The organism is Janthinobacterium sp. FT14W, assembly GCF_009208755.1.
In the GTDB taxonomy this organism is placed as follows: Bacteria; Pseudomonadota; Gammaproteobacteria; order Burkholderiales; family Burkholderiaceae_D; genus Janthinobacterium; species Janthinobacterium violaceinigrum.
In genome coordinates this window covers 14,467-40,508 of the sequence record NZ_WFLL01000050.1, presented here as the reverse complement: position 1 = coordinate 40,508, position 26,042 = coordinate 14,467, and the positions used below count along the sequence as shown (strand labels likewise).

Below are 26,042 nucleotides of genomic sequence, written 5' to 3'. Positions count from 1 at the left end.
CCCTGGTTGTGACTGGTTGAATTATTGTGTCCATAAATAAATTTGTGGACACAATCAATTTGCGTCCCAAATTCAATCATCGGGATCTGCGGCGATTAAGGGAAGACGGTGGTGAGGCGACGCTTACCACTTTACCAACATTTTGTCGAAGTTTTCCAACAGTCGTTGAATTAACTGACCGGACCATCTTCTTGCGAATTCAGTAATAAAATTGAGAGACTGACAACGATATTGCCATAGGGAGCGGAGCTAAATCATGGAGATTTCGGCTTCTACACTGACCGTGCTTGAGTGGTTTTAAGATTGCGTCGGCACGAGTACTTGTAAGCAGGGAGATTACTTCTTATTTGCATCTACAATTGCTTTTAATGCCTCGACAGAAAGCGGGATTTTTGTTCGATGAATAATGCCATGACAGTTAGGACATAGCGGCCGGAGGTCCCGAATGGGATTAATTGCGTACGATATTTTTATGTCTGAGAGCGGCACAATATGGTGAACATGAATGAATGCTTTCCCAATTTCACCGTAGGTATTCTCAAAGTTAAAACCGCAGGCGAAGCATTTGCATCCGTAATACGCAATACATTTGGACCTAGCTTCAGCGTTACGCTCATATGCATTAACGAATATTTTCTTAGTGGCGCCTTCTATGAATTGTTCGAAGCCCAGCACTTCTTCGATTGCAATGTATTCTTTCGCATTGTGAGTAAGCGCGATGCGATATTGGCCATGGCCAATTCTTAGGAATTTCCCTTCTTTTTTCGATTGATCGAATCCGGCTGCCTGAGGACAGTAATCCTCCATCTTCCGTTGAATTGTCTGTTTGAACGTTCGTTCACTTTGATAATTCTCAGGAAGGATTCCATTGCAATAGTGCGAAAAAATCCTGTCTTGAATTTCTCGTGTACTCGCCTCGCCACCTAGTTGCTGCAAAGCAAATTCAATATCTCTGACGTTGACCGTGTAGACCATAGTAATAAGTTAACCTAATGCTGAATCGTCGATTTGCGATACAAAACGAAAAAGGCCAACCTCAGCAGTTTGCCTTTTTCACTAACTTGGCACAGTTTTCACTATTTGTGTCACCCGACAGCTTACACGTCGATATTCCCCGCGCGCAGCGCGTTGTTTTCGATGAAGTTGCGGCGTGGTTCCACGTCGTCGCCCATCAGGGTGGTGAAGATTTGGTCCGCCGCAATGGCGTCTTCGATCTGCACTTTCAGCAGGCGGCGTACGGTCGGGTCCATCGTCGTTTCCCACAGTTGATCCGGGTTCATTTCGCCCAGACCTTTGTAGCGCTGTTTCGAGACGGTGCGTTCGGCTTCGTCGCGCAGCCATTGCATGGCCTGGTGGAAGTCGACCACGGCGATTTCCTTCATGCGCTCGCCTTCGCCGCGGCGCACGAAGGCGCCTTCGCCGATCAGGCCTTCGAAGGTGGCGGCGCCGCTGCTCAGCACGGCGTAGTCCGGGCCTTGTACGAAGTCGGCGTCGATGGCCGTGATTTTGACGTTACCGTGGTGCATGCGCTCGATGTGCAGCTTGTGTTTTTCCGACAAGTCGTCGGAACGCACGTGCACGCGCACGGCGCTGTCGTTGATGGCCGTCTGCAGGGCCAGGGCGGAGGTTTCCGCCAGGTCCAGGGTCGACAGGTCCAGCTGCACGCCCGTCATGATGGCCGTCAGGGCGGCGCGGTCGATGACGCGCGTCAGGCGCGTCATGATGGTGTTCGACAGGTTGAACTTGCGCACCAGTTCCGTCAGGGTGTCGCCGGAAATGCCGTCCGCGCCTTCGCGCGGCACCAGCACGGCCGTGTTCAGCGCCACCATCATCATGTAGCTCGCTTCTTCGGCGTCATCTTTCAGATAGCGCTCGTCGCGGCCCGCTTTCACCTTGTACAGCGGCGGTTGCGCGATGTAGATGTGGCCGCGCTCGACCAGTTGCGGCATCTGGCGGTAGAACAGGGTCAGCAGCAGGGTACGGATGTGGGCGCCGTCGACGTCCGCATCGGTCATGATGATGATGCGGTGGTAGCGCAGTTTCTCGACGTTGAATTCGTCCGGACCGATCGAGGTGCCAAGGGTGGCGATCAGGGTGGTGATCTGCTCGGACGACAGCATTTTCTCGAAACGGGCTTTTTCCACGTTCAAGACTTTACCGCGCAGCGGCAGAATCGCCTGGAACTTGCGGTCGCGCCCCTGTTTTGCCGAGCCACCTGCCGAGTCACCCTCGACGATGTACAGTTCGCACAGGGCGGGGTCTTTTTCCTGGCAGTCGGCCAGCTTGGCCGACAGGCCCAGGCCGTCCATGATGCCTTTGCGGCGCGTCAAATCGCGGGCCTTGCGGGCCGCTTCGCGGGCGCGCGCCGCTTCGACGATCTTGCCGCAAATGATCTTGGCGTCGTTCGGTTTTTCCTGCAGGTAATCTGCCAGGGTCTTGGCGACGATCTCTTCGACCGGGCCGCGCACTTCGGACGACACCAGCTTGTCTTTCGTCTGCGACGAGAATTTCGGCTCCGGCACTTTCACCGACAAGACGCAGGTCAGGCCTTCGCGCATGTCGTCGCCGTTGATTTCCACTTTCGCCTTCTTGGCGAATTCCTGCTCGTCGATGTATTTGTTGATCACGCGCGTCATGGCCGCGCGCAGGCCCGTCAGGTGGGTGCCGCCGTCGCGTTGCGGGATGTTATTCGTAAAGCACAGCACCTGTTCATTGTAGGCATCGTTCCACTGCATCGACACGTCGACCGTGATGTTCGTGCCCTGGTCCGACAGGCGCTCGCCCGTGGCCTGGAAAATGGTCGGGTGCAAGACCGACTTGGCCTTGTTGATGTACTCGACAAAGCCGCGCGTGCCGCCTTCGAAGGCGAACACTTCTTCCTTGCCCGTGCGCTGGTCGGACAGCTTGATGTTGACGCCGTTGTTCAGGAAGGACAGTTCGCGGATGCGCTTGGCCAGGATTTCGTAGTGGAATTCCACGTGCGTGAAGATTTCTTCATCGGCCCAGAAGTGCACTTCCGTGCCGCGCTTGTCCGTGTCGCCGATGATCTTGATGGGGGACACGGCCACGCCGTCGCGCATTTCGATTTCGCGGTTCTGCGGCACGCCGCGCACGAATTCCATGAAGTGGACCTTGCCGTCGCGGCGGATGGTCAGTTTCAGCAATTTCGACAGGCCATTCACGCAGGACACGCCCACGCCGTGCAAGCCGCCCGATACTTTATACGAGTTCTGGTCGAACTTGCCGCCCGCGTGCAGCTCGGTCATGACGATTTCCGCCGCCGAACGCTTCGGATCGTGCTTGTCGTCCATTTTCAGGCCGGTCGGCACGCCGCGGCCATTGTCGGTGATCGAAATGGAATTGTCGCTGTGGATGGTGACGTGGATTTCCGTGCAGTGGCCGGCCAGCGATTCATCGATGGAGTTGTCCAGCACCTCGAATACCAGGTGGTGCAAGCCGGTGCCGTCCGAGGTGTCGCCAATGTACATGCCCGGGCGTTTGCGCACGGCTTCCAGGCCTTCCAGGATCTGGATGGAGGCGGCGCCGTATTCTTCCGTTTTGGCCTGGATCGGGGTGTCTTGTGGATTCTCGGACATGGACTGCTTTCTCAAATAACGATTGCTGATTTTGGGGTCAGACCCGTCGGGTCTGACCCCAGTTTTATGCTGCGGCTAAGGCTTAAATGCGCATCGGCATGACAACGTACTTGAAGTCTGCGTTGTCCGGGATGGAGATTAGTGCGGACGAGTTCGAATCGCCCAGCGCGATGTTGACGTATTCGCATTTCAGGTTGTTCAGCACGTCCAGCAGATACGTCACGTTGAAGCCGATGTCGACGGAGTCGCCGCCGTAGTCGATTTCCAGCTCTTCGACGGCTTCTTCCTGGTCCGCATTGGTCGAACTGATCTTCATGCTGCCCGGGGTGATGATGCAGCGCACGCCCTTGAACTTGTCGCTGGTCATGATGGCGGCACGTTGCAGCGAACGCAGCAGCTCATCGCGGCCGATCGTGAAGTCGTTCTTGTAGCCTTTTGGAATCACGCGCGTGTAGTCGGGGAACTTGCCTTCCACCAGCTTCGAGATCAGCTCGATGTCGGCAAAGGTCAGTTTCACCTGGTTGGCGGCGATGTCCAGTTGCACCGGCTCATCGTTTTCTTCCAGCAGACGCTGCAGTTCGATGATGGTCTTGCGCGGAATAATCACTTCCTGGCGCGCGAACGTCTGCTCGGTGGCCACCTGGCAAAACGCCAGGCGGTGGCCGTCGGTGGCCACGGCGATCACATTATTGCCATCCAGAACCAGCAGCAAGCCGTTCAGGTAATAGCGGATGTCTTGCTGCGCCATCGAGAAATGCACCATGTTGAACAGGTGCTTCAAGGTTTTCTGGGGCAGGGTGACGCTGGCGTTGTAGCTTTCCGCTTGTTGCACGGTTGGAAACTCTTCCGCCGCCAGGGTTTGCAGGGCGAAGCGCGACTTGCCCGTTTGCACGGTCAGGCGCTTGTTCAGCAGGGTCATCGTGACGTCGCCCGATTCGGGCAGCGCGCGCAGAATGTCCAGCAGCTTGCGCGCGGCCACGGTGGTGCCCGTGACGTCCGCGCCGGAGCCGATTTCCGCGTGCGTGGTGATCTGCACTTCGGTGTCGGTCGACAGGAAGGAGACATTTTCACCGTCTTTGCGGATGAGGATATTGGCCAGAATCGGCATAGTGTGCCGACGCTCGACAATACCGCTCACGATCTGCAGTGGCCGGAGAAGGGTATCTCGGGTGGTTTTGACCAATTGCATATTTATCCTCAATGTATAGGTATGAAGTTTAACGTAGTAATTTAACAATCATTGCATGGGGAACCCCGGCAGACCAGCTGCGGCGCTCTCCCAGATAATAAGGGTAAAGCACGTTTTGAGCCAGTCTTGCCCAAGCGGCGCTTAACCCTTCAATGTTTGTTCCAGCACATGCAATTCATGGTTGCATTCCGGGTTCTTGGTGCGGTCCAGCGCGATCTTGCGCACGGCATGCAGCACCGTGGTGTGGTCGCGGCCGCCGAACAGCTCGCCGATTTCCGGCAGACTCTTCTGTGTCAATTCCTTGGCCAGGTACATGGCGATCTGGCGCGGCCGGGCGATATTCGCGGGGCGGCGCTTCGAATACATGTCGGCAACCTTGATATTGAAGAAGTCGGCTACCGTTTTCTGGATGTTTTCCACGGAAATCTGGCGGTTCTGCACCGACAGCAAGTCCTTCAGGGCTTCCTTGACGATATCGATCGTGATGTCCTTGCCATGGAAACGCGAGTACGCGAGGATCTTGCGCAGCGCGCCTTCCAGCTCGCGCACGTTCGAGCGCAAGTGCTTGGCGACAAAGAACGCCACGTCGTCGGAGAAGGTCACGCCTTCCTGCTTGGCTTTTTTCAGCAGAATGGCCACGCGCATTTCCAGTTCCGGCGGTTCGATGGCCACCGTCAGGCCCGAGTCGAAGCGCGAGATCAAACGGTCGTCCATGCCCGTGATTTCCTTCGGATACGTATCCGACGTGATGATGATCTGTTTCTTTGCGGCAATTAATGCCTCGAACGCATAGAAAAACTCTTCCTGCGTGCGGCTCTTGCCGCCAAAGAATTGAATATCATCGATCAACAGCATGTCGAGCGAGTGGTAATAGTGCTTGAAGTCGTCGAAACCCTTGCGCTGGTAAGCGGTCACTACGTCGCGAACGTACTGTTCTGCGTGAATGTAGCGGATCTTTGCGCCCGGATTGTCGGCCATCACCTGGTTGCCGATGGCGTGGATCAAGTGGGTCTTGCCCAGGCCGACGCCGCCGTAGAAGAACAGCGGGTTGTACGACACGCCCGGGTTGTTGGCCACCTGGATGGCGGCGGCGCGCGCCAGCTGGTTGGCCTTGCCGGTCACGAAACTGTCGAAGGTCAGGTCGGTGTTGATGCGGCTCTGCTCGCGGCGCGGCGCGGCGCCGATGCTCAGTTCCGGCACGCTGGGCTGCGGCTCCGCGGCGCGCGCGCTGGGCGCGCCGCCATTCGGATCGCTGGCCGGGGTGCTGGCGGCAACGGGTTTCTTCGGCAGGGCCAGGCGCGGGTCGAGCACGAACTGCACTTCCGTGGGCGCTTCGAAGTACTGAATGGCCAGGGCAGTGATGCGGCTGGCGAACTGGGTCTTGACCCAATCGAGCTTGAAGCGATTGGGCGCAGCAATGCGCAGCTTGCCCTCTTCGTAATCGAGAGGGATAAGCGGTTTGATCCACGCACTGAATTGTTGCGGTGTCAGCTCCAGTTCCAACTGCGCGGAACAGGCCTGCCAGAAATTATCCATGTATGTCTATGTGAAAAGGTGTGGGAGGGCGTATCGATTCTGCCCTGCGGTCACCGTGTTGCAAGGCCGGCGTCGCGCGAGGGCTCGCCACACGTAACACGCTATTCTACTCCCGACTGCGAAAGTTATCCACAGGCACGGCTGTTATTTTTGTGTGGCGGGGTGGGGCGCCGTGTGTATAAGAGGCGACTTATCCCCCGGTTATCCCGTCACAGGCAGTGCTGGCGCGGCCTGCGGCGGGGCCTTGCCGGCAGGCGGAGCCCGGCGCGCAAATTTCTTGGCGATCACGGCAATCCTTGACAAGAGGGGGGCATATGCTGAATAATTCAGGGTTCCCCGCCCGTATTCCGTGTTTATTCATTTGGAACGACAATATGGACTAAGCGTGGATTAAGCGGGCGATGAGATTGGCCAGCTTGTGCCTTGGCATAAGTGCGCGATTGTCATTGGCACCAAAAACTGACGGGACGTCAGACCCGATTTTGCATTTTTTTTGTTTTTAGCGAGACCAACATGAAACGTACTTACCAACCTTCCGTCGTTCGCCGCAAGCGTACGCACGGCTTCCGCGCTCGTATGGCTACCCGTGGTGGCCGTGATGTGCTCAACGCACGTCGCGCAAAGGGCCGCAAACGTCTGGCCGTCTAGGCTTGTCGTTGACAGCTGATCGCGTGGCTAGCTGTACTCCAGTCGGCAATCAACGCGAAGGTTCACACGACTTCGCGCGCGTTCGGCGTATCGTTAAAACGGATGAATTTTCATCCGTTTTTCGTTTGCGCCCTTCGCAAAAAACAGCGCATTTTGTGCTGTACACCCGACACAATCAATTGCCGCATGCGCGGCTGGGCGTCGTTGTGGCCAAGCGTTTCGCGCCGCGCGCGGCGACCCGCAACACGATCAAGCGCGTCACGCGCGAGCTGTTTCGCAACAGCGCGCTGCCGCCGGTCGACTGCGTGGTGCGTTTGTCGCGCGCCGTCAACAGCAAGGATGGCCCGGCCACCACGACCCGGCTCAAAGCCGAGCTGCGTGAAGAATTGAGCCGCCTGTTCGCGGCGCAAATCGCCGCCCAGGCCCGTTCTGTTGCTGCGCCACCACCGTCCGCGCCATGAAAACCCTGCTGCTGTTCCTGCTGCGCGCTTATCAGTTGCTGATCAGCCCCATGCTGGGACAGAATTGCCGTTTCTATCCGAGTTGTTCGCATTACGCGATGGAAGCGCTGCGCGTGCACGGTACTGCCAAGGGCAGCCTGCTGGCTGCCAAGCGCCTGTGCCGTTGCCACCCCTGGAATGAAGGGGGCGTCGACCCGGTGCCGCCGGCCGACGGTAAACAATCTTCAACGACCGCTTGCGGTTGCAACCACTCCTGACAAATACCCTAATGGATATCAATAAACGTACCATCCTGTGGATCGTGTTTTCCGTCTCGCTGGTAATTCTCTGGAACGAATGGATGATCTCGAACGGCAAGCCGTCGATGTTCTCCGCGAACACGGAACAAACCGCCAAGGCGCCTGCGACCCCTGCCAAGACGGCCGCCGTGTCGGCTGCGGCAGGCGTGCCTGCCCTGCCGGGTGAGGCCGTCGATCCCGCCGCGTTCAAGCGCGAAGTGATTACCATCACCACCGACGTCATCAAGGTCGATATCGACACCCTGGGCGGCCAGGTCAAGCGTCTGGAATTGCTGAAATTCAAGGGCGCGGGCAATCCGGGCTGGTTTGGCGGCTGCTTCGGCCTGTTCAAATGGTGCCAGCCTGACGACGGCAAGCAAAACGAAGTGCTGTTCGACGAAGGTGCGAACCATACCTACCTGGCGCAATCGGGCCTGGTCGGCGGTCCCTTCCCTACGCACGCGAGCGGTTTCACCGTGCAGCCGGGCGTACGCACCCTGGCCGATGGCAAGCAGATTCAACTGGTGATGGAAGCCGTCGAAGGCGGCGTCAAGCTGACCAAGACGTTTACCTTCAAGCGCGGCGACTACGTCATCGACGTGCGCCACGACGTGGCCAACGTGGGCGCTGCGCCCGTCACGCCGCAGCTGTATCTGCAACTGACGCATGACGGCAACAAGCCCGTCGGCGACTCGTTCTTCAACAGCAGCTTCACGGGTCCGACCCTGTACACGCCGCAAGACAAGTACCAGAAGCTGACGTTCGAGAAAATCGAAAAAGCGGCCGTGGAAGACGAGAAGAAGGGCAACGACAACGCCATGAAGGCGCTGCACCCGGCCACGGCGAATGGCGGCTGGTTTGCGATTTCACAACACTTCTTCGTCTCGGCCTTCGTTCCGCCTGAAAACGCCAAGCGCGACATCTTCACGAAGAAGGTCGGCACCAACCTGTACGCCATCGGCAACGTGCTGCCCCTGCCTACCCTGGCGCCTGGCGCCTCGGCCAGCATGGACAGCAAGCTGTACTCGGGTCCGCAAATCGCCCACCTGCTGGAAAACGTTTCGCCTGGCCTGGAACTGGTCAAGGATTACGGCTGGCTGACCATCATCGCCAAGCCGATGTTCTGGGTCATGGAACAGATCCACAGCGTGCTGGGCAACTGGGGCTGGACCATCATCGCCTTCACGATCCTGATCAAGCTGCTGTTCTTCCCGCTGTCGGCCGCCGGCTACCGCAGCATGGCCAAGATGAAACTGGTCACGCCGAAGATGCAAGCCATCCGCGAACGCTTCAAGGGCGATCCGCAAAAGATGAACCAGGCTACGATGGAGCTGTACAAGACGGAAAAAATCAATCCGCTGGGCGGCTGCCTGCCGATCCTGATCCAGATGCCCGTGTTTATCGCGCTGTACTGGGTCCTGAACGCGTCCGTGGAAATCCGCGGCGCGCCATGGATCGGCTGGATCACGGACCTGGCCCAGCATGACCCATGGTGCATCCTGCCCGTGCTGTACGCGATCTCGATGTTCATCACGACCAAGCTGAACCCGGCCCCGGCCGATCCGATGCAAGCGAAGATGATGCTGTTCATGCCACTGGCATTCTCGGTGATGTTCTTCTTCTTCCCGTCGGGCCTGGTACTTTACTGGGTCGTCAACAACGTCCTGTCGATCGGCCAGCAATGGGTGATCACCAAGAAATACGCTCCAGCCGTCAAATAAGTCCGGCCAGCGACCAGAAAGCCCGCCTCGCGCGGGCTTTTTTTTGACATCGTACCCAATGGCTACGATGTCAAAAAAAGTGGGTTTTGCCGGTTTTCCACTGACCTCCCCCTTCATGTGCACCCGCTCTGTCGCTGAAAATATCGCGGCTCCTGCAGCCTTCCCGAATACACTACAATTACCCCATGAAACTCGACTCTTCCCCTATCGCCGCCATCGCCACCGCTCCCGGGCGCGGCGGCATCGGCGTGGTACGCGCCTCTGGCAAAAATCTCGCTCCCTTGATGACGGCCCTGTTCGGCGCGCAGCAGCTGAAACCGCGCCACGCCACCTACCTGCCGTTTACGGACGGCGACGGCGCCATCATCGACCAGGGTATCGCCCTGCATTTCAAGGGCCCCCATTCGTACACGGGCGAAGACGTGCTGGAATTGCAGGGCCATGGCGGCCCCGTGGTGCTGCAGCTGCTGCTGGCGCGCGTGCTGGAAGCGGGCCGGGACAGCGGCTTGCGCCTGGCCGAACCGGGCGAATTCACGCGCCGCGCCTTCCTCAATGACAAGCTGGACCTGGCGCAGGCGGAAGCCGTGGCCGATCTGATCGACGCTTCCACGGAAGCGGCGGCCAAGTCCGCCTCGCAATCGCTGTCGGGCGCGTTCTCGAACACCATCCACGCGCTGGTGGAGCAGGTGACGGGCTTGCGCATGCTGGTCGAGGCGACCCTGGACTTCCCGGAAGAAGAGATCGACTTCCTGGAAAAATCGAATGCGCGCGGCCAGCTGAAAGCCGTCATCGAAGCCCTGAATAAAGTGTTTGCACAGGCGGCGCAGGGCGCGCTGCTGCGCGAAGGTCTCAATGTTGTGCTGGCGGGCCAGCCGAACGTGGGCAAATCGTCGCTGCTGAACGCGCTGGCGGGCGCCGACGTGGCCATCGTCACGCCGATCGCCGGCACCACGCGCGACAAGGTCAGCGAAACCATCCAGATCGAGGGCATTCCGCTCAACATCATCGACACGGCCGGCATCCGCAGCGCGGGCGACGCCATCGACGCCGTCGAGCGCATCGGCATCGAGCGCACCTGGGGCGAAATCGGCAAGGCCGACGTCATCCTGCACCTGCTCGATGCGGACCACGGCCCCACCCTGGCCGACGAAACCATCGTTGCCGCCTTCCCCGAAGGCGTGCCCGTGGTGCGCGTGTGGAACAAGATCGACCTCTCGGGCCACAAGCCCAGCGTCGACAGCTTGCCGGATGCCACGCACGTCTACCTGTCGGCGCACGAGCACATCGGCATCGATTTGCTGCGCGCCGAGCTGCTGCGCATCGCCGGCTGGCAACAGACGGGTGAATCGCTGTTCCTGGCGCGCGAACGCCATTTGATCGCGCTCAAGTCGGCCGGCAAGCATTTGAATATCGCGGCCGCGCACGCGGCGCAGGACGACCAGTCGCTGGACCTGTTCGCGGAAGAGCTGCGCCTGGCGCAGGTGCAGCTGTCGAGCATCACGGGCGAGTTTTCTCCCGACGATCTGCTGGGCGTGATCTTCAGCCGTTTCTGCATCGGCAAGTAAGCGGGGCCGCGATGAGAATCCTGATCGCCGGTGTGCTGTGCTGTTTGCCCCTGCTGGCGACGGCCGAGGAAAAACTGCCGCGCGACGTGGCGCAATTCATTGAGCAGGCGCAAATGTGCGAGCATTTTGCCGGCGAATGGGATGACCACGACAAGGCGCGGCAGCGCGAAATCACGCAAGCCGTGGCCAGCTCCTGCGGCCAGGCGCAGCGCCAGTGGAAGCGGCTGTCCGCCAAGTATGCGCGACAGCCGGCGTTGCAAAAAGTCATTGCCGACAATGCCAATGACGCGGTGCGCAGCTTCCGGAAATAGCTGCTGCCCTGGCTGGCGGCGGCTCAGCCCTTCTTGCCCTTGCCTTGTTCTTCCTTGAACTTCTGGAAGGCCTCGATATGCTCGGCGCGGCGCAGCACGCGTGAGTGCGGGTCGATGGTGACGGTGGCGCCTGGCGGCAAGCCCAGTTGGCCGCTACCGCCCGTCATGGTCAGCGTTTCCACGCGCTGGCCCACGCGCACTTCGACGGGCATGGGGAAGGCGCTATTACCCGGCACTTTCCAGGACAGGCGCAGCTGGTCGCCCGTGCGCTCGCTCACCAGCTCCGGCAGTGCCGCCTGGTACAGATAAGCCTGGAAAAACCAGTCGTAATTGCCGCCCGTGACTTTGTTGACGATGGCCATGAATTCCTGCGTGCTGCCGTAGCGGGGCTGGAACTGGCCCGGCTGCGGCTGTTCCGTGCCGTACACGAGCAGGCGCACGGCGCGGAAGAACGCCTCGTCGCCGATCAGGCCGCGCAAGGTATGCAGCACCAGCGCCCCCTTCACATAAATGTCGCCGCCGGGTCCGCCCTTCTTCAGGTCGTAGACCTCTTCCTCGCTTCTCGGCTTGCCCGAGACCATGGGCGCCTTGTTGACGATGCCGGCGCGCATCTGCTGCAACGAAGCAAAATATTCCTGTTCGCCCCGCAGATACTGCATGTACAGCGGTTGCATATACGTGCCGAAGCCTTCGTGCAGCCACATATCGTCCCAGTTGCTGTTGGTCAGCTGGTTGCCGAACCATTCGTGGGCAAATTCATGCTGCAGCAATTCATCGTAGCCGTAGCTGGTCTTGGCGAATTTGTTGCCATAGGCATTGATGGTCTGGTGTTCCATGCCCTTGTGCGGGGTTTCGGCGATGCCGACTTTTTCGTCGCCGAACGGATAGGGGCCGATCACGCTTTCAAAAAAATTGAGCATGGGCGGCAACTCCGCGAACAGTGCGCCCGCCTTCGCTTCGCTCTCCGGCAGGTACCAGAATTGCAGGGGGATGCGGTTGCCGTAGCGGCTCACATATTCCCCCTGCATGCTGCGGTAGGGCGCCACGTTGAGGGCGATGCCATAGGTGCTCGGATGCCTGGCGCGCCAGTGCCAGGTGCGCCAGCCGTCGGCCTCGTCCATGCCGAGCGCGATGCCGTTGCCGGCCGCCACCAGCGGCGCCGGTACCTGGATGTGCTGGTCGATCAGCTGGGCCTTGCCCATCGGATGGTCGATGCACGGCCAGAACAGGTCGCAGCCTTCGCCTTGCACGGCGCTGGCGATCCATGGCGCGCCGTCTGCCGTGCTCGACCATACCATGCCGCCATCCCACGGCGCTTTCACGGCGACGTGCGGCACGCCGTGGTAGACGATGCGGATGGTGGTGCGCGCGCCTGCCGCGATGGTGGCCGGCAAGGTCATGCTGAGCTGGCCTTGCGGGTTGGCATAGTCCTGCGGCCGCAGCGCCTTGCCGTCGACTTCGATGGCATCGACTGGCAGGTTGCGGTCCAGGTCCAGCGCGAAACGCGTGATCGGCTGCGTCGCCAGGAAGGTCAGGCGGGCATCGCCGGCTATGCTGCGGCTGGCCGGATCGATGCGCAGGGTCAGGTCGGCGTGTTCGAAGACCACCGCCAATTGTTCCGGCGTGCGTTCGGCGCCCGAGTTGAGCGTATAGGCCGTGGGCGCGCGCGTGGCGCAGGCGCTGAGCAGCAGGCAGGAGAGCAGCAGAGGAATGGGTTTCATGGCAAGCGCGCAAGTGAACGGAACACTGATTGTAGTGTTAAGTGGCAACGTTGTCGTTTGGGAATTTCAGTATGCGGATGGGGCAAGCGTGGCCGCCGTTGAGAAATGTCATGGGCTCCGGACAGCGCTGACGTAATCTTGCTGAGCGGCCTTGAAGTGCCGCTAGGAAAGGAACCGCCATGGACAGCAAACAGCCGGACGTCGTGGTATGCGAGGATGAGGCAGTGGCGCGGCCATTGCCCGCCATGCCGGAATTGATCGCGACCTTGCCGCCGAAAGGCGCGTGCTGGTATTGCGACAAGCCGCTCGACGCCGTGCGCCGCTTTTGCGGCAAGAGTTGCGGCATGGCTTACGCGGAAGAGGCGCAATACCACCGTTGAGCCTGGAGGCTAGCGGCGGCGCAGCAGCGCCGCGAGTGCGCCGTCAAAGTCGAACTCATGCGCAGCGGCCGCCACTTCCTGGTAGACGTGCACGCCCAGGCTGGCGGCCAGCAGGCTGGCCGAGTTTTCCAGGATGTCGATGGCCGCGCCGTCGCCTTCGCGCAGATGGCTGGCCAGGCGCGCCAGCAGCAGCTGGATGGCGGGTGCGGCCGGATCGGGCGCCACGTCCTGCGCCGCCGTATGGGTGGCTTCCGGCGTGCCCAGCATGCTGCTGACCGCGCCCAGCAATTGATCCTGCGCCAGTTCCAGCTGCAGCATCTGCCGGGCCAGATCGGGCGCCTGCGCGCGCAGCGCCGACTCCAGGGTTGCCGCCAGGCCGTGCACGTGGCGCGCACCGATCATGCCGGCGGCGCCTTTCAGGGTATGCGCTTTCAGGCGCGCACTGGCATAGTTGCCCGCGTCGAATTCGGCGCGGATCTGGCACGGCGTGGTGCCGTGGTCATGCAGGAAGCGGCGCAGGATTTTCAGGTACAGGAGGCGGTCGCCCATGATGCGGCCCAGTCCGTTCTCTACATCGAGAATACGGACCATGTCGGATGCCGCTACGGCAGCATCATCATCGCAGGTGGCGTGTGGTTTCATCATGCCCGGTGTGCGCAGAGCCCCAAAACGTGTCAATGGCAGTAAAGCAGGAACTGCTATTTTACATCCAGTCGTCCTCGACACTGCGCCCGTTTGGCAGCCGCCTGCCGCCTAGCGTGTCGTGAAGGACCAGGTGCGCGTGATGTTCGCGCCATTGACTTTGCCGATGAAACTCACGTCATAGGTAGTGCCCGCCAGCAGGGGGGCCAGCGGGATGATGGCGGCCACCGAGCGTGATGTATTCATGGCATCGGTCTCCTTGCTGAGCAGGCGTACCGCCAGGTCCGCACTGGCGCCACGCTGGCGCACGGTGAACGCAGTCACGCCGAGGGTGGCGTCGAAGTTCGCATGGACGCTGATGGGGTAGCCGACCACGTCCTGGTTGGGCACGGGATCGGGCGTTTCTTCATCGCTGGAGAAACTGGTGGCGACCTTCAGCTGTCCGTTGAACGGATAGCTGATGATCTGTCCGGCCGGCAAACCGGGACCGTAGCGGCTGTTGCCCGCAAAGTCGGTGGTGAAGTAGGCGTAGCCGCTGTTGTTGACGGCAGAACCGGCGCCGCCTTCCTTGAACACCGGTTCGAAGATGACGAAGCGGTGATACACGGCCGTGATCAGGTTTTCCGCCATGTAGAAACCGGAGTTGCTCGTTATGCCCGCGATGACTTCGCCCCAGGTGGACGTGATGACGTAGCCTGACGCGCTCAGGCGGTCAAATGGGGTTTCGCCCGTAAAGCCGGGTTTGCCCTTGATTTGACTGTGCGCCACCACGCTGTTGCTGTTCAGATAGTTGGAATGGCCGAGTGCCGCATTGTCGATCAGGCTATTGCGCACCAGCGGGCCCAGGCCGATCTGGCTGCGCCGGTAATTGATCCAGTTGAAGCCATCCGTGGCGATATTGTTGCTGAGGGCTGGGGCGCCCGGCTCCTCGGTCAACTGTTTTGCCGCCGTGGAGCTGTTCAGCGCAGTGTTGCCGCCGCTATCGCCGCCGCCGCAGGCGCTCAGCAGTGCAACGGTCAGGAGGGCGGGAAGGGTGTGTGTCCAACGCGATAACGAGGCAATCAAGCTGACTCCTGTCTGGTGGGGGGCTGTAAAACGATTCTAAGGCATTTTGATCTGCCGTAGAGCATCTCTGAAAAGATATGCTGCGCGCTCGTGCGCGGACGGTGCCGTTGCCGCGCAGGGTAGAATGAGCATAGTGCGGCGTTTGCCGCTGCATTGCCTCATTCCTGATTTCTTTGATTGCCCACAAATTTGAACACATTGCCCAAGTCGCGCCTGCAGCGCGCCAAATACGCCTTGCCCAGCATGGTGACTTTGCTTTCGATAGCCTGCGGTTTTGCCAGCATCGTTATTTCCGTCGATAACGCCGCCGTGGGCGACGCGGATGCCTACCGGCTGGCGGCGGCGCTGCTGGTGCTGGCCGGGGTGTTCGATGCGCTCGACGGCTATGTGGCGCGCCTGACGAACACCAGCTCGCAGTTCGGCGTGCAGCTCGATTCCATCGCCGACGTGATGAATTTCGGCTGCGCCCCGGCCGTCCTGCTGTACTGCTACGGTTTCGTGCAGATGGGCGTGCACGATCCGCTGCTGCTGCGCTTTGGCGGCATGGCCAGCTTCTTCTTCGTGGCCTGCGGCGCCATGCGCCTGGCGCGCTTCAATGTGAACGTGGGCCGCACCGATCCCCTGTATTTTGTCGGCATGCCGATCACGGCCGGTGCTGCTTGCGTGGCGGCCGTGGTGGTGGCTTGGCCGGCGCCCATCGATTCCATGCTGCACAGCTATCTGCTGATGCTGCTGCTGGTGGGCGTGGGCAGCCTGATGGTGTCGACCTTGCGCTTCCCCAGCTCCAAGCAAAAGAAAAGCCTGGCCGCGCTGCTGCTGCTGATCGTGGCCATCGCCCTGCTGGTGTGGCTGAAGACCAGCTTTTTCGCGCTGTTCTTCGCCGTGTATATCGCCGCCACCCTGTTGCTCAACCTGGCGTGGTACCTGGGCTGGCGCGGCATTGCGTTGCCGCAGGTATTTAATGACCCGGATGAGATTGATTAAATCTTAGGCAACCTCGTGCCCGCGCGCGGCGCGCAGGATGGCGAACCAGTCGCTGCGGCTGAGCGAAAATTGCGTGCCTTCCACGGCCACGCCCACGGCCTCGATGCGGCCCGAGCCCGTCAGCGGCAAGGGGCGGCATGGCAGTTGCATGATCCACGCAAACACCACGCTGGCAAACGGGCGCTGCAGCTGGTCGGCGATTTGCTTGATGACATTGCGCAAGTTCTCCACGTTCGCATCGCCACCCTGGAACAGGCGGCCGCCGGCCAGCGGCGACCAGATCATCGGCGCCACTGCCACGTCCTGCAAGCCGTCGAAGGTTTCGTCGAACAGGGGCGCCACATGCAGCGGCGAAAATTCCACCTGGTTCGTCACCAGCGGGAAACGCCGGTGCAGGCACTCGAACTGGTGGCGGCTGAAGTTCGACACGCCAAAGTGCAGCACCTTGCCATCCTGTTTCAATTGGCTGAATGCGCCGGCGATCTCGTCGAAATCCATCAGCGGATCGGGGCGATGGATCAGCAGCAAGTCCAGGCGGTCCGTGTGCAACTGCCGCAAGGTGTGTTCCACGGAACTGGTGATGTGCGCCGCACTCGTGTCGTAATGCTGGATGGCATGGCCAGGACGGTGCGGCGAGAGCAGCTTGATGCCGCACTTGCTGACCAGTTCCATCTTGTCGCGCAAGCCCGGCCGCAGGGCCAGCGCTTCGCCAAACAGGCCTTCGGCGCTGTAATCGCCATAGATGTCGGCATGGTCGAAACTCGACACGCCCAGCGCCAGGCATTGCTCGATGAAGGCCAGGCGCTGCTGCGCCGACATATTCCACTCGCCGATGCGCCACATGCCGGCGACGATGCGCGACAGTTCGGGACCGTTGCTGCTTAAACGGCTGCGCGGCGCTTGCAGGCTGGCGGGAAATACATGGCTCATGGGCTGGCTTTCTGGTGGTGTGTGGAAGAACTCGCCACGATTATAGCCAGCTAATCTAGAGCATGCTGCGGATAAAACGGCAGCAACGCTCCTGCAGGGCAGCGTCCAGCTGGCCGCCCAGTTGCATCTGGTACACCAGCGCCGATTGCAGCATGAAGGCAAACAAACGCAGGTCCAGGTCGGCGCGCACGCCGATGTTGAGCAGGCGCTGCACCACCAGGGTGATCCACGGGGCGACGATCTGTTCACGAAAGCGCAGCTGCGCGGCCGCATCGTTGTGGATCAGCACCAACAGATCGCAGGTGAAGCGGCCGTCCGCGTTCAGGTTGTCGAAGATGCGCGCGCAGATCGCCTCGATTTCCTGGCCGTCCGGCATGTCGAGCGCGCGCTGCAGTTTTTCCGCCGTGCGCTTGACGAGCGCGTCGAGCAGCATGTCTTCGCGCCGCGGCCAGCGCCGGTAAATCGTCTGGCGCCCCACGCCGGCAGCGTCGGCCACCATCTGTATCGTCACCGCGTCCAGCCCATGCTCGCGCACCAGCATGACGATACCTTCCAGTACCGCGTCTTCCACGCCCGCCTTGCGCGGGCGGCCGCGCGGCGCTGCCTCATTTTTAATCATGTAATACCTGTCTCTGAATGTTTCTTTTAATTATGGTACGATGCGCACCGTAAATGCAAAGCAACTGCTTGTCAATCATGTTGGTCAATTAACCGACAGGTTGTTGCGCCGCGCCCCGATACCCCAGTCATCTCTAGTGAAACCTGCAATCTCAGCGGCGCGTGCCCGCATTTTCTGTCTGACATCCACACATCCATCACTGTGGCGGCTTGTGCCGCCTGAGGAAAACCTATGAAAATCATCGGGATTTCACCCCATCGGCGTAATTTCCTGCGCAAGGCCGTCGGCGCTGCGCCGGCCGTGGCCTTGCTGGCCGGCGCCGGCGGCGGCCTGGCCATGGCCGTCTCCAAGGACCAGCCTGCCTACAAACCCCGCTTCTTCGACGCCACCGAATGGGCCACCTTGAGCGCGCTGGTCGACCGCCTGATCCCCGCCGATGGCGAAGGCCCGGGCGCGCTGGAAGCGGGCGCCCATGAATTCATCGATTTGCAGATGAACACGCCATACGCCTACGGCGCGCTGTGGTACATGCAGGGACCGTTCGTGCCGTCGATCGAACAGTTCGGTTACCAGTTCCACATGGCGCCGCGCGAGCTGTACAAGAGCGCCCTGGCCGGCGTGAACGCAGCCGTCAATAAACAGTCGGGCAAGCCTTTCGTACAGTTGAATGCGGCCGAGCGCGACGCCGTCATCACGCAATTGCAAAAGGGCACCCTGGACATCGGCGAAGTGCCGGCCAAGGTCTTCTTCAACCAGCTGTTGCAAAACACGCGCGAGGGATATTTTTGCGATCCCGTGCATGGCGGTAACAAGGACATGCTGGCCTGGAAGATGGTGGGATTCCCTGGCGCCCGCGCCGACTACATGGATTGGGTCGAGCAGTACGGCAAGAAATACCCGTTGCCGCCCGTCTCCATCGCCTAAGCCTGTCATCGCATTGTTGTTGTACCAGATCAAAGAAAAAGAAAAACCATCATGAGTGATATCACACCAGATTTGAAAATGAAGCCTGTCGACGCCGTGATTGTGGGCTTCGGCTGGACCGGCGCCATCATGGCCAAGGAATTGACGGAAGCGGGCCTGAACGTGGTCGCGCTGGAACGGGGCGAGTACCGCGACACCTATCCCGACGGCGCCTATCCGAAGACCCTCGACGAGCTGACCTATATCCAGCGCAGCAAGCTGTTCCAGGATATGTCGAAGAGCACGTTTACCTTCCGCCACAGCATCACGGGCGTGGCCGTGCCCTACCGCCAGATCGGCGCGTTCAAACCGGGCACGGGCGTGGGCGGCGCGGGCTTGCACTGGTCGGGCATGCACTGGCGCGTCCTGCCGGAAGAGCTGCAGATCCGCAGCCACTACGAACGCCGCTACGGCAAGAAATTCATTCCCGAAGGCATGACGATCCAGGACTTTGGCGTGACCTACGCCGAGCTGGAGCCGCACTTCGATTTCGTCGAGAAAGTTTTCGGCACCTCGGGCCAGGCGTACAAGGTCAACGGCATCGTCGTCGGCGACGGCAATGTGTTCGAGGGCGACCGCTCCGACAATTACGCGCTGGCGCCGCAAAAAGTGCCGTACACGGCCGAACTGTTCCGCCGCGCGGCCAAGTCCGTCGGCTACCACCCGTTTGTCAACGCGTCGTCGAACGCCTCCGGCCCTTACACGAACCCGTACGGCTGCCAGATGGGACCGTGCAACTTCTGCGGTTTCTGTTCCGGCTACGCCTGCTACAATTATTCCAAGGCTTCGCCCAACGTCAACATCATGCCGGCCCTGCGCATGGTGGCGAATTTCGAGCTGCGCGCCAACTGCAACGTGGTGCGCATCAACCTCGACGGCAGCAAAGTTGGCAAAGCGCGCGCAACGGGCGTGACCTATATCAATGCGGACGGCAAGGCCGTCGAGCAGCCTGCCGACCTGGTCATCGCCAGCGCCTTTGCCTACAACAATGCGCACCTGTTCCTGCTGTCGGGCATCGGCAAGCCGTATGACCCCGTCAGCAATGAAGGCGTGGTGGGGCGCAACATCGCCTACCAGATGATGTCCACCATCCAGACCTTCTTCAAGGAAGACACGAACACCAACCCCTTCATCGGCGCCGGCGGCACCGGCGTCGCGCTCGATGACTGGAATGGTGACAATTTCGACCATGGCCCGCTGGGCTTTGTGGGCGGTTCGCCCGCCTGGTGCAACCCGGCCGGCTCCAAGCCCATTTCCGGCATCGCCACGCCCGACGGCACGCCCGCCTGGGGTTCGGCCTGGAAAAAGGCCGTCAAGAAGAGCTACCTGAACACGGTGTCCTTCGATTGCCACGGCGCCAACATGACCTACCGCGACTGCTATGTCGACCTCGATCCCACCTACACGGACAAGTATGGCCAGCAATTGCTGCGCTTTACCTTCGACTGGAAGGAAAACGACATCAAGATGAGCCGTTTCGTCACGGACAAGATGATGAAGGTGGCCGAAGCCATGAATCCGGAATCGATCAAGGTGTCCGTCAAGAACGTGGGCGACCACCTGGACTTGCGCAACTACCAGACCACGCACTGGGCGGGCGGCACGGCCATGGGCGCGGACCGCAAGACCAGCGTCGTCAACCGTTACCTGCAGAGCTGGGACGTGCACAACGTGTTTGCCGTCGGCTCCAGCGTGTTCCCGGTCGGCATCGGCTACAACCCGACGGGCCTCGCTTGCGCGCTGACCTACTGGTCGGCCAAGGCCATCCGCGAGCAATACCTGAAAGATCCCCGTCCCCTGGTCGCCTGATAAAGAACAAGAAGATGAACAACACATTCACCCATACCGTGGGCGCGCTGCTGCTGGCGCTTGCCTCGAGCACCGCCTGGTCTGCCACCCCGGCCACCGCCGCCACCGTCCCGAACGCCCAGCTGATACGCCAGGGCGAATACCTGGCCCGCGCGGGCGACTGCATCGCCTGCCATACGGCCGGCACGAAGGGCCATCCGTTCGCGGGCGGCCTGGGCATGGAAACGCCGATCGGCAAGGTATATTCCACGAATATCACGCCCGATAAAAAGGCCGGCATCGGCGACTGGAGCTTTGCCGATTTCGACAAGCTGATGCGCACCGGCGTGACCAAGCACGGCTACACCGTGTATCCGGCCATGCCGTATCCCTCGTACTCGCGTTTGAGCGAAGCGGACATGCAGGCGCTGTACGCTTATTTCATGCATGGCGTGAAGGCGGACCCGACGCCGAACAAGGCGGCCGACATTCCCTGGCCCCTGTCGATGCGTTTCCCCCTGACCATCTGGCGCTGGGCCTTCGCGCCCACGCCGCAGCCGTACAAGGTACCGGCGACGGGCGATGCGCAATTGCTGCGCGGCGCCTACCTGGTGCAGGGCCTGGGCCACTGCGGCGCCTGCCATACGGCGCGCGGCGTGGGCATGCAGGAAAAATCGCTGACGGACGAGGGGAATACCACCTTCCTGGCGGGCGGCGGCGTGATCGACGGCTGGTCCGTGCCCTCGCTGCGCAATGAGCATGGCGGCGGTTTGGCGCGCTGGAGCGCGGCGGAGATCGCCGAATTCCTGAAGACGGGCCGCAACAGCCATACGGCGTCGTTTGGCGCCATGAACGACGTGGTGGCCCATTCCATGCAGCACATGACGGATGGCGACCTGGCGGCCATGGCGAAATACCTGAAATCGTTGCCGCCATCGAATCCGGCCACACCCGCCTTCGTGGCGGACGACAAGCTGGGCAAGCAATTGTTCAGCGGCATCGTCAATTCCACGGGGGCCCAGCTGTACCTGGACCGCTGTGCCGGCTGCCACCGTTCCGACGGCAAGGGCTACGACAAGGCTTTCCCTGCGCTGGCCGGCAATGCCGTGCTGCAGACGAATGACCCGACCTCGGCCATCAACATCGTGCTGTCGGGCGGCGCCGTGCCCGCCACGCGCACGGCGCCGTCGGCGCTGACGATGGCGCCGTATGCGGACATCTTCAACGATGAGCAGACTGCGCAGGTGGTGACCTTCATCCAGACCAGCTGGGGCAACCGCGGCACACCGGTAACGGCGGCGCAGGTGGCCAAGGTGCGCAAGCTGTCCGTGCCGGTGGAAGCATCGCAGACGGAAGCGACGTTTGCGGCAGGCCGTCCGGGCACCTTCCCGCCCGTGGCGCGCAAGCCGCATCTGAAGGATGCGCCGCTGAAGTAATGTGGCGTAGCGCAAGACGAAAAAAATGCCCGCAGCGATGCGGGCATTTTTGATGGGAGTGCTAACTGCTTATTTCATCCACAGACGCATCGAATCCCAAGCGCGGCCGAAGATGGTTGCCTGGTTGATGGTTTCCAGGGCCACGACGGGCAGTTCCAGCAGCACTTTGTCGTCGACCATCATTTTCAGCTTGCCCACGGGGGCGTTTTCAGCCAGTGGCGCGACCAGCGGGTCCTTGCGTTCCAGCACAGGTTTCATCTTGGCAGCCGTGCCTTTTGGTACGGTGACGAGCACGTCGCGCGCGAAACCGATTTTCACGGTGCCTTTCGAGCCTTTCCACACTTCCGGCGTGGCCACGGCCTGGCCTTTCGAGTACAGCTTGACCGTATCGAAGTTCTGGAAGCCCCAGTTCAGCAGCTTCTGGCTTTCCTGCGTGCGGGCCTGGTCGGACGTGGTGCCCAGTACCACGGAGATCAGGCGGCGCTCGCCCGTGCCGCCTGGACGGCGGGCCGAGGCGATCATGCAATAGCCGGCCGCTTCCGTGTGGCCCGTCTTCATGCCATCCACGGTAGGGTCCAGCCACAGCAGGCGGTTGCGGTTAGGCTGGGTGATCTTATTGTAAGTGAAACTCTTGATGGAATCGATTTTGTAGAATTCCGGGTAGTCGGCGATCACGCGCTGGGCCAGCACGGACAGATCTTGCGCGGTGGAATAGTTTTCCGGGCTAGGCAAACCATGCGGATTGGCAAAACGCGTGTTTTTCAGGCCCATGCGCTGCGCTTCTCGGTTCATCAGCACGACGAAAGTGCCCTCATCGCCGGCAACGGCTTCAGCCAGCGCCACGGCGGCATCGTTACCCGACTGAATCATCAGGCCATGCAGCAAGTCGTCGATCGACACGGGCGTGGCCGGGTCGATGAACATCTTCGAGCTGCTCGAATCGACTTTCCAGGCGCGCACGGAGACATTCACTTTTTGGTCCAGCGCCAGTTTCTTTTCGCGGATGGCGGCAAACGTCAGGTAAGCCGTCATGATCTTGGTCAACGATGCCGGTTCGATGCGCGCGTCCGGATCTTGCGAAGCAATGATCTGGCCACTGGTGGCGTCGAGCAGCAGCCAGGACTTGGCGGCGATGGTCGGGGCTGGAACGCTCTGGGCGAAGGCGGCGGATAGGAAAAGTACACTGGAGGCCAGTGCCGCTAAAAGTTTTTTCATGGAGGCTGGTCTGCGAGAAAAAGATGAAGGCTGAGGGCCATGTCGTTGCTACTTACATGGCCGCGTGGAAAAAACGGATCAATTATAGCCGTGGAAGCGCTAGTAAGCCCACACTTCAATGATCATCGGCTGCGATTGCGGGTTTGTCACCATGCCACAGCGCAATCACGAGGTTCTTGATGTGATTGAGTTTGCGGTGGAAAAAGTGGTCGGCGCCGGGGATCACGATCACGGGGATGTCTTGTGGACGGGCCCAGTCGAAGACGGCGGACAGGGGAATGGTGTCGTCCAGTTCGCCGTGGATCAGAATGGTGTCGGCCGGGATGTCGGCCATGGCCCACTTGCCGGCCGCGCTGCCGATCAGCGCCAGGCGCTCGACGGGCGTGCCGGCGGCGGCCAGGCGTTCCTGCAGTTTCGATTGCACGAAGGTACCGAACGAGAAACCGGACAAGGCCACGGGCAAGCCCGGGTACAGGCCGCGCATGTGTTCATACAGCAATTGCATGTCGTCCGTCTCGCCCGCGCCATGGTCGTGCACGCCTTCCGAGGCGCCCACGCCGCGGAAGTTGATGCGCGCCACCACGTAACCGAGGGCGACAAACGCGCGCGCCAGGGTTTGCGTGACCTTGTTATCCATCGTGCCGCCGTACAGCGGGTGCGGATGGGCAACGAGGGCGATGCCGCGCGGGGTGTCTGCCGGGAAATCGAGCAAGCCTTCCATGCTGCCTGCATGGCCGGCGAGGGTAAATTTTTCCGAGTTTCTGTTCATGATGCTCATACTGGTGGCTTACGCTTAAATTAAGATTAAATATGGAGCTTAGATTTTCAGGCGTTCGACAACCTTGCCGCCCACCAGGTGCGTATCGATGATTTCATCGATATCGCTGGTGTCGACATAGGTGTACCAGGTCGCTTCCGGGTAGATCACCAGCAGCGGGCCTTCTTCGCAGCGGTCCATGCAGCCGGCCTGGTTGATGCGGATCTTGCCCGCGCCATTCATGTCGAGCTCCTTGATGCGGCGCTTGCAATGCTTTTGCGCCGCTTCCGCGCCATGGTCGCCGCAGCTGTTGCGGCCGTCTTCACGTTTGTTCATGCAGAAAAAAACGTGGCGTTCAAAATACGGTGCGTCGCTCATACTATGCTCCTGCTGATTCATCAATGCGCCATGATAGCGCTTATGGGTGGTCTTCGCGACGCTGGCGCTGCACATCGTCCTGCCGGTTCAGCCGGTGCGAGGGCAGGCACAGGAACCACAGGGCCATGAAAGGCCACAGCAGGGCCAGGAATTGCGCCGCGCCATTGAAGTTGAGGAACTTGCCTTGTACCCAGCCTTGCAAGGTGGACATGAAATACGGATTGATGGGCGTCGTATTCACCATTACCAGGCTTAGCAGCAAGGTGGCGGCCGCGATGCGGCGCTGCGCCACGTGGGGCGCGAAGGCCAGGCCGCCCAGCATGATCAGGCCGATCAGGAAGCCGCCCTGGGCGCCCGGCGTGATCCAGACGAAGGCGTTTTGCGGCGAAAACAGCAGCGCGCTGGCCATCGAGCGCACGATCAGGGCCGCGGCGATCAGGACCAGCATCAGCACGGCACGGGGCGCGGCGCGGCGTAGCAGGCATAGCAAGGTGAGCACGGCGCCCGTCATGCCGCAGGCCGTGATGATGGTTTCCGATAGCCAGTATTGCTCAACCGTTAATATCGTGTCGGGACGCAGATACGTGGCCAGGTCGATTTCCATGCCCATCAGGGTGGAAGCCCAGTCCGACAGGATGGGCAGCAGCTGGCCCAGGCCGAACAGATAGCCTTGCGGATAGATTTGCGCCAGCGGCCACAGGGCCACCAGCACCAGGCCCTGGCTCGCATGCTGGGCAAACCAGCGCTGGCGCAGGCGCAGCAAGTGGCTGTGGTCCAGCAGCTTGCGCGCCGTCAAGGCGCCGATGATGGAGCCGATGAGGCAGCCCGCCGAATTCGTATAAAAGTCGAGATTCGACGACACGCGGCTGGGCAGATAGGTTTGCACCGCCTCCATGCTGCCGGAAATGAAGACGCCGCACAGGCTGGCGACGACGACGGCGAGGAAACCCGTCATCCTTGGAAACAGCGAATACACGATCAGCGCGCCCAGCGGGATGTAGCCGACGATGTTGATGCCCACGTCAAAGCCCGTCCAGTAGCGGGGCATGCGCGTGTTTTCCAGGAAGGTCAGCGGCGACAAGCCGTTGCTGTGCCAGCCCGTGAACGGGAACCAGCTGGCGTACACGATCAGGAAGACGTAGGCGAGCAGGGTCGCGCGCGACACGGGCGACGGGCGTGCGGGCGGCAGTGGCGCGGGCGGGCTGGCAGGGGCTGCGGAGGCGGTCATTCGGTCGCGGTCACTCTTTCGGGATGGTCAGCGTGCCCAGCCAGGCCAGCAGGTCGGCGGCGATGGCGTCCGAGGCAGCCGCCAGCGCCTGCGCGCCCCCTTGCGCATCGGCGCTGGCGGACGGGCCGCTGCGGCTGAAGGTTTTCTGGTCGATCAGGCGGTGGCCGCGGAACAGCGAGGCGCGCAGCGACACATGGCCGCTGCTTTGCGTCTGCGTATCGAAGTTTTGCGAAAAATCATCGACGTCGATGCGCAGCAGGGGCATGCCGGCGGCCGCGTCCGTGGTCGACAGCACTTTCACGCCGCTTTGCGCCACGCGCGTCTTCAGGCGCTGGCTCAGCAGCTGCAGCGGCGGCGTGTTCCAGCGGTTGTAGGCGTACGGCCGCGATTGCTGCGCATCGGCGTACAGCAGGCGGTAGTACATGCGCTGGCTGTCCAGCCAGGAAGGGCCGTTGGCGTCGGCGATCACCAGCACGGGCACGGCGGGCGCGGCCGTCTGTGCCGCCGCCTGGGGCGCGGCCGGGCCGAAATCATAAAAAGTGGGGACGGGGCCGCGGCTGGCGCAGCCGCCCAGCAGGAAAGCGCCGGCCAGCATCAGTGCGCTGAGATTGCGAGGGATATGCATGCTGTG

General features: G+C 61.1%; 25 protein-coding genes. 11 read left to right on the top strand and 14 right to left on the bottom strand.

The window, feature by feature from the left end:
* Positions 1-336: 336 nt before the first annotated feature.
* The 4 genes from GCN74_RS24350 to dnaA form a co-directional block, all read right to left on the bottom strand.
* Complete coding sequence (locus GCN74_RS24350) at positions 337-975, bottom strand: HNH endonuclease (protein ID WP_152259053.1); 639 nt, start codon at positions 973-975, stop codon at positions 337-339.
* 122 nt (positions 976-1,097) lie between these two features.
* Positions 1,098-3,596, bottom strand: coding sequence for a DNA topoisomerase (ATP-hydrolyzing) subunit B (gene gyrB / locus GCN74_RS24345; RefSeq protein WP_152259052.1), 2,499 nt, complete (start codon positions 3,594-3,596; stop codon positions 1,098-1,100).
* 82 nt (positions 3,597-3,678) lie between these two features.
* Entirely contained in the window at positions 3,679-4,785 is a 1,107-nt protein-coding gene (gene dnaN / locus GCN74_RS24340; RefSeq protein WP_034754341.1) for a DNA polymerase III subunit beta, read from the bottom strand.
* A gap of 141 nt (positions 4,786-4,926) precedes the next feature.
* Positions 4,927-6,321: a chromosomal replication initiator protein DnaA gene (gene dnaA, locus GCN74_RS24335; RefSeq protein ID WP_034754339.1), complete on the bottom strand. Its 1,395-nt coding sequence runs from the start codon at positions 6,319-6,321 to the stop codon at positions 4,927-4,929.
* Positions 6,322-6,834: 513 nt separating this feature from the next.
* On the opposite strand from dnaA, the gene rpmH reads away from it, so the two are divergent.
* From rpmH to GCN74_RS24305, 6 genes are all read left to right on the top strand, one after another.
* Positions 6,835-6,969, top strand: coding sequence for a 50S ribosomal protein L34 (rpmH, locus tag GCN74_RS24330; protein WP_010401996.1), 135 nt, complete (start codon positions 6,835-6,837; stop codon positions 6,967-6,969).
* Positions 6,970-6,977: 8 nt separating this feature from the next.
* A complete protein-coding gene (rnpA, locus tag GCN74_RS24325) occupies positions 6,978-7,430 on the top strand; it encodes a ribonuclease P protein component (protein WP_083412080.1) in 453 nt (150 codons plus the stop codon).
* Positions 7,427-7,687 carry a membrane protein insertion efficiency factor YidD gene (yidD, locus tag GCN74_RS24320; RefSeq protein ID WP_034754335.1) on the top strand — a complete coding sequence of 87 codons (261 nt, stop codon included), beginning with the start codon at positions 7,427-7,429 and terminating at the stop codon, positions 7,685-7,687. The genes rnpA and yidD overlap by 4 nt, the downstream gene beginning before the upstream one ends.
* Positions 7,688-7,698: 11 nt before the next feature.
* Positions 7,699-9,429 (top strand): membrane protein insertase YidC, encoded by a 1,731-nt coding sequence (yidC, locus tag GCN74_RS24315; protein ID WP_152259051.1) that lies wholly within the window; start codon positions 7,699-7,701, stop codon positions 9,427-9,429.
* Positions 9,430-9,614: 185 nt separating this feature from the next.
* Complete coding sequence (mnmE, locus tag GCN74_RS24310; protein ID WP_152259050.1) at positions 9,615-10,994, top strand: tRNA uridine-5-carboxymethylaminomethyl(34) synthesis GTPase MnmE; 1,380 nt, start codon at positions 9,615-9,617, stop codon at positions 10,992-10,994.
* 11 nt (positions 10,995-11,005) lie between these two features.
* A complete protein-coding gene (locus GCN74_RS24305; protein ID WP_152259049.1) occupies positions 11,006-11,305 on the top strand; it encodes a hypothetical protein in 300 nt (99 codons plus the stop codon).
* A 23-nt stretch (positions 11,306-11,328) separates the two neighbouring features.
* Here the strand turns inward: GCN74_RS24305 and GCN74_RS24300 are convergent, their stop codons facing one another.
* Entirely contained in the window at positions 11,329-13,026 is a 1,698-nt protein-coding gene (locus tag GCN74_RS24300; protein WP_152259048.1) for a M1 family metallopeptidase, read from the bottom strand.
* Positions 13,027-13,205: 179 nt separating this feature from the next.
* Here GCN74_RS24300 and GCN74_RS24295 point away from each other — a divergent pair, with 179 nt between their 5' ends.
* A complete protein-coding gene (locus GCN74_RS24295; protein ID WP_152259047.1) occupies positions 13,206-13,406 on the top strand; it encodes a hypothetical protein in 201 nt (66 codons plus the stop codon).
* A 9-nt stretch (positions 13,407-13,415) separates the two neighbouring features.
* Here GCN74_RS24295 and GCN74_RS24290 read toward each other — a convergent pair whose 3' ends face one another.
* Both GCN74_RS24290 and GCN74_RS24285 read right to left on the bottom strand, forming a co-directional pair.
* A complete protein-coding gene (locus GCN74_RS24290) occupies positions 13,416-14,051 on the bottom strand; it encodes an Hpt domain-containing protein (RefSeq protein ID WP_152259046.1) in 636 nt (211 codons plus the stop codon).
* A gap of 108 nt (positions 14,052-14,159) precedes the next feature.
* Positions 14,160-15,113 (bottom strand): CAP domain-containing protein, encoded by a 954-nt coding sequence (locus GCN74_RS24285; protein WP_319633486.1) that lies wholly within the window; start codon positions 15,111-15,113, stop codon positions 14,160-14,162.
* Positions 15,114-15,356: 243 nt separating this feature from the next.
* Here GCN74_RS24285 and pssA point away from each other — a divergent pair, with 243 nt between their 5' ends.
* Positions 15,357-16,097 carry a CDP-diacylglycerol--serine O-phosphatidyltransferase gene (gene pssA, locus GCN74_RS24280; RefSeq protein ID WP_226939200.1) on the top strand — a complete coding sequence of 247 codons (741 nt, stop codon included), beginning with the start codon at positions 15,357-15,359 and terminating at the stop codon, positions 16,095-16,097.
* A 3-nt stretch (positions 16,098-16,100) separates the two neighbouring features.
* Here pssA and GCN74_RS24275 read toward each other — a convergent pair whose 3' ends face one another.
* Positions 16,101-17,027: an aldo/keto reductase gene (locus GCN74_RS24275; protein WP_152259045.1), complete on the bottom strand. Its 927-nt coding sequence runs from the start codon at positions 17,025-17,027 to the stop codon at positions 16,101-16,103.
* Positions 17,028-17,082: 55 nt separating this feature from the next.
* The gene (locus GCN74_RS24270) at positions 17,083-17,646 is read right to left on the bottom strand and encodes a TetR/AcrR family transcriptional regulator (RefSeq protein ID WP_226939198.1); all 564 of its coding nucleotides are present in this window, start codon (positions 17,644-17,646) and stop codon (positions 17,083-17,085) included.
* A gap of 231 nt (positions 17,647-17,877) precedes the next feature.
* On the opposite strand from GCN74_RS24270, the gene GCN74_RS24265 reads away from it, so the two are divergent.
* Genes GCN74_RS24265 through GCN74_RS24255 form a run of 3 tightly spaced genes read left to right on the top strand, consistent with a single transcriptional unit; the run spans position 17,878 to position 21,833 of the window.
* The gene (locus GCN74_RS24265; RefSeq protein WP_152259044.1) at positions 17,878-18,570 is read left to right on the top strand and encodes a gluconate 2-dehydrogenase subunit 3 family protein; all 693 of its coding nucleotides are present in this window, start codon (positions 17,878-17,880) and stop codon (positions 18,568-18,570) included.
* Positions 18,571-18,621: 51 nt separating this feature from the next.
* Positions 18,622-20,418, top strand: a complete 1,797-nt coding sequence (locus tag GCN74_RS24260) for a GMC family oxidoreductase (protein WP_152259043.1) — start codon at positions 18,622-18,624, stop codon at positions 20,416-20,418.
* 14 nt (positions 20,419-20,432) lie between these two features.
* Positions 20,433-21,833, top strand: coding sequence for a cytochrome c (locus GCN74_RS24255; RefSeq protein WP_152259042.1), 1,401 nt, complete (start codon positions 20,433-20,435; stop codon positions 21,831-21,833).
* A 69-nt stretch (positions 21,834-21,902) separates the two neighbouring features.
* Here the strand turns inward: GCN74_RS24255 and GCN74_RS24250 are convergent, their stop codons facing one another.
* From GCN74_RS24250 to GCN74_RS24230, 5 genes are all read right to left on the bottom strand, one after another.
* Complete coding sequence (locus tag GCN74_RS24250) at positions 21,903-23,048, bottom strand: D-alanyl-D-alanine carboxypeptidase family protein (protein ID WP_152259041.1); 1,146 nt, start codon at positions 23,046-23,048, stop codon at positions 21,903-21,905.
* Positions 23,049-23,163: 115 nt separating this feature from the next.
* On the bottom strand, positions 23,164-23,817 hold the full coding sequence (locus tag GCN74_RS24245; protein WP_035828394.1) for an alpha/beta hydrolase: 654 nt from the start codon (positions 23,815-23,817) through the stop codon (positions 23,164-23,166).
* Positions 23,818-23,865: 48 nt separating this feature from the next.
* Positions 23,866-24,183 (bottom strand): (2Fe-2S) ferredoxin domain-containing protein, encoded by a 318-nt coding sequence (locus tag GCN74_RS24240; RefSeq protein ID WP_070310269.1) that lies wholly within the window; start codon positions 24,181-24,183, stop codon positions 23,866-23,868.
* A 40-nt stretch (positions 24,184-24,223) separates the two neighbouring features.
* Positions 24,224-25,411 carry a VanZ family protein gene (locus tag GCN74_RS24235; protein WP_152259040.1) on the bottom strand — a complete coding sequence of 396 codons (1,188 nt, stop codon included), beginning with the start codon at positions 25,409-25,411 and terminating at the stop codon, positions 24,224-24,226.
* 10 nt (positions 25,412-25,421) lie between these two features.
* A complete protein-coding gene (locus GCN74_RS24230) occupies positions 25,422-26,036 on the bottom strand; it encodes an ABC-type transport auxiliary lipoprotein family protein (RefSeq protein ID WP_152259039.1) in 615 nt (204 codons plus the stop codon).
* Between the last annotated feature and the right edge of the window lie 6 nt (positions 26,037-26,042).